The following is a 3431-nucleotide window of genomic DNA, read 5'->3' as shown; positions in this document are numbered from 1 at the left end:
ATCTGACCGGGCAGAACATACCGGTCGATGGTGGTCTCTACGTCAGCGCCTTTTGATCAACTTGTCCGTGAAACTGTAGGAGCCGTCCGTTAGAGAATCGGCATAAGCATTTGATCATTAGCGACTTTCTACGCGCCGCCGGGTAAAGCTGCCGGCGCGTCAATTAGCGTCGCGAAAAACCACGGCTGCATGCTAAAAGGGAATCTCCAGCCAGATTTCGAGGGAGCGGCCGCATGGAAGGCGAGAGCAACAAGACGGCACGTTCGGACCTCGACGACGCCGCCCTCTACTTCCACAAGCACCCAAGGCCGGGAAAACTCGAGATCCAGGCGACCAAGCCGCTCGGCAACCAGCGCGACCTCGCGCTCGCCTATTCGCCTGGTGTCGCCGCCCCTTGCCTGGAAATCCGCGACGATCCGGCGACCGCCGCCGACTACACCGCACGCGCCAATCTGGTCGGCGTCGTCACCAACGGATCGGCGGTGCTCGGCCTCGGCAATATCGGCCCGCTGGCCTCCAAGCCGGTGATGGAAGGCAAGGCCGTCCTGTTCAAGACGTTCGCCGGTATCGATGTCTTCGACATCGAGATCGACGCGCCGGGGATCGCGCGCATGGTCGAGACGATCTCGGCGCTGGAGCCGACTTTCGGCGGCATCAACCTCGAAGACGTCAAGGCACCGGACTGCTTCGAGGTCGAGGAACAGTTGAAGGCGCGCATGAAGATACCGGTGTTCCACGACGACCAGCATGGCACCGCCATCATCGTCGCTGCCGCCGTGCTCAACGGGCTGGAATTCGCCCGAAAAACCATATCGGACATCAAGATCGTCACCTCCGGCGCCGGGGCTGCCGCCCTTGCCTGCCTCAACCTGCTGGTCTCGCTCGGCGCCAAAGTCGAAAACATCTGGGTCACCGACCGTTTCGGCGTTGCCTACAAAGGGCGGACCGACGAGATGGACCGCTGGAAAGACCCTTATGTGAAGGACACCGAGGCGCGCACGCTGGCCGACGTCATATCGGGCGCAGATGTCTTCCTCGGCCTCTCGGCGGCAGGCGTGCTGAAGCCGGAACTGCTTGAGCACATGGCGCCAAAACCGCTGATCCTGGCGCTGGCCAACCCCAATCCGGAGATCATGCCGGAAACGGCGCGTGCGGCGCGTCCCGATGCGATGATCTGCACAGGCAGGTCCGATTTTCCCAATCAGGTCAACAACGTACTGTGTTTTCCTTACATCTTCCGCGGCGCGCTCGACTGTGGTGCCAGCGCTATCAACGAGGAGATGAAGATGGCGGCGGTCCGCGCCATCGCAGCCCTTGCCCGCGAGGAACCTTCAGATGTCGCTGCCCGCGCCTATTCCGGCGAGACGCCGATCTTCGGCCCTGAATTCCTGATCCCTTCGCCCTTCGATCCACGCCTGATCCTGCGCATAGCGCCCGCGGTCGCCAAGGCGGCCTGCGACACCGGTGTCGCGACGCGGCCGATCACCGATTTCGCCGCCTATATCGACAAGCTGAACCGCTTCGTCTTCCGCTCCGGCCTGGTGATGAAGCCGGTGTTCTCGTCCGCCAAGGCATCGAGCGCCAAGCGCGTCATCTATGCAGACGGCGAGGATGAGCGCGTGCTGCGCGCCGCCCAGGTGGTGCTCGAGGAAGGCATCGCCGAGCCGATCCTGATCGGCCGGCCGCACGTCATCGAGGTGCGCCTGAAGCGCTACGGCTTGCGCATCAAGCCCGGTGTGGATTTCGGCCTGATCAACCCGGAAGACGATCCGCGCTACCGCCATTATGTCGACCTTCTGATCGAACTCGCCGGCCGGCGCGGCGTCACGACGGAAGCCGCGCGCACCATGGTGCGCACCGACAACACGGTGATCGCAGCACTTGCGCTGAAACGCGGCGATGCCGATGCAATGGTTTGCGGCCTCGAAGGGCGCTTCGAGCGGCATCTGCGCAACGTCACCTTGATCATCGGCCCGCGCACCGGCGTCAAGGATCGCGACCTGTCGACGCTCTCGATGCTGATCTCGCAGCGCGGCATCATCTTCCTGACCGACACGCATGTCTCCGTCGACCCGACGGCGGAAGAAATCGCTGAGATGACGGTGCTGGCGGCGGAAGAAATCCAGCGCTTCGGCATCGAGCCGAAGGCAGCGCTGCTCTCGCATTCGGATTTCGGCTCGCGCGATTCGCCCAGTGCCCTGAAGATGCGGCAAGCGGCGGCGATCCTGGCGCGCATTGCCCCAGAGCTGGAATGCGATGGCGAGATGCACGCCGATTCCGCTCTGTCGGAGCATCTGCGCCAGCGCGTATATCCGCATTCACGGCTGAAGGGCGAAGCCAATTTGCTGGTGTTCCCCAATCTCGATTCGGCCAACATCACGCTGACGGCGCTCAGGACCATGATGGATGCGCTACACGTCGGGCCGATCCTGCTCGGCACGGACATGCCGGCGCATATATTGACGCCGTCGGTCACCTCGCGCGGCGTCGTCAACATGACGGCGCTTGCCGTCGTGGAAGCCGCCCACAAGGCACAGGCGGTCGTCAATCTGGGCTGAACACGGATTTCGCGGTAAACTGCAGTTAACCGCGAACACGGTAGCATTGCGGGCTAACAGTCGGATTTGGCAGGCGGAGTTTGGGCGGATGGCAAGCGGAGGGTGGAAGCAGGCGCATGCTGCCATGCTGCTTGGCCTCCTGTTGTCCGCAACCTGGGGGGTAGCCGAGCCACAGGCTGCTTCGCGGGTCTGCCGCCAGCTGGAAGCCGATCTTGCCGCGTCCTCGCGCGGCGGCGGTGGCGGTCCGGCGCTGATCCGGAAATACGATTCCGCAATTGCGAGGCAGCATGAGCAGATTTCGAAAGCCCGCGGCCAGGCGAGCCGGGCCGGATGCGGCTTTTCGCTGTTTGGCCGCAACCTCAATCAATGCGCCGGGCTAAACGCCACCATCGATCGCATGAATGCCAATCTCGACGCCTTGCAGAACAAGCGCGAGCGGCTGGCCGGCGGCGGCTCGCGCCGCGACCGCGGACGCATCCTGGCGGCGCTTGACGCCAATGGCTGCCGCGACGACGCCGTCGCGCCTCGGCGGGCGCCTTTGCAGGAAGCCAACCGCGAGGGCGGCAGCGCAAACCTGTTCGATCAGCTTTTTGGCGGCAACAGCCAGCAGCTCGATATGCTTGATGAGCCCAACCAGCCCGACGATCCCGGCGAGGAGCGCAATGTCCGCCGTGTGCTCAACCAGCCCGGCATACCCGATTTTCCGAGCGTCGGCGGTGAGTTCCACACTTCCTGTGTGCGCACCTGCGACGGCTACTTCTTCCCGATGTCGAACTCAGCCTCGGCAGGCGATTTCGAACGTGACCAGAAGAATTGCGAATCGAGCTGCCCCGGCACCGAGATGCAGGTTTTCTATTCGCGCGGCATGGACGA

The 3431-nt window shown here is 63.5% G+C and carries 2 protein-coding genes; both read left to right on the top strand.

The window, feature by feature from the left end; all coding sequences use genetic code 11:
- Positions 1-233: 233 nt before the first annotated feature.
- A complete protein-coding gene (locus EN964_RS29270; protein WP_127277059.1) occupies positions 234-2558 on the top strand; it encodes an NADP-dependent malic enzyme in 2325 nt (774 codons plus the stop codon).
- An 88-nt stretch (positions 2559-2646) separates the two neighbouring features.
- A partial coding sequence (locus EN964_RS29265) for a DUF2865 domain-containing protein (protein ID WP_127277057.1) occupies positions 2647-3431 on the top strand: 785 nt, incomplete at its 3' end.

The organism is Mesorhizobium sp. M7A.F.Ca.CA.001.10.2.1 (assembly GCF_003998575.1).
Classification (GTDB): Bacteria; Pseudomonadota; Alphaproteobacteria; order Rhizobiales; family Rhizobiaceae; genus Mesorhizobium.
Note: the sequence above shows the minus strand (reverse complement) of the source record. Positions and strands in the feature narration are given on the sequence as shown.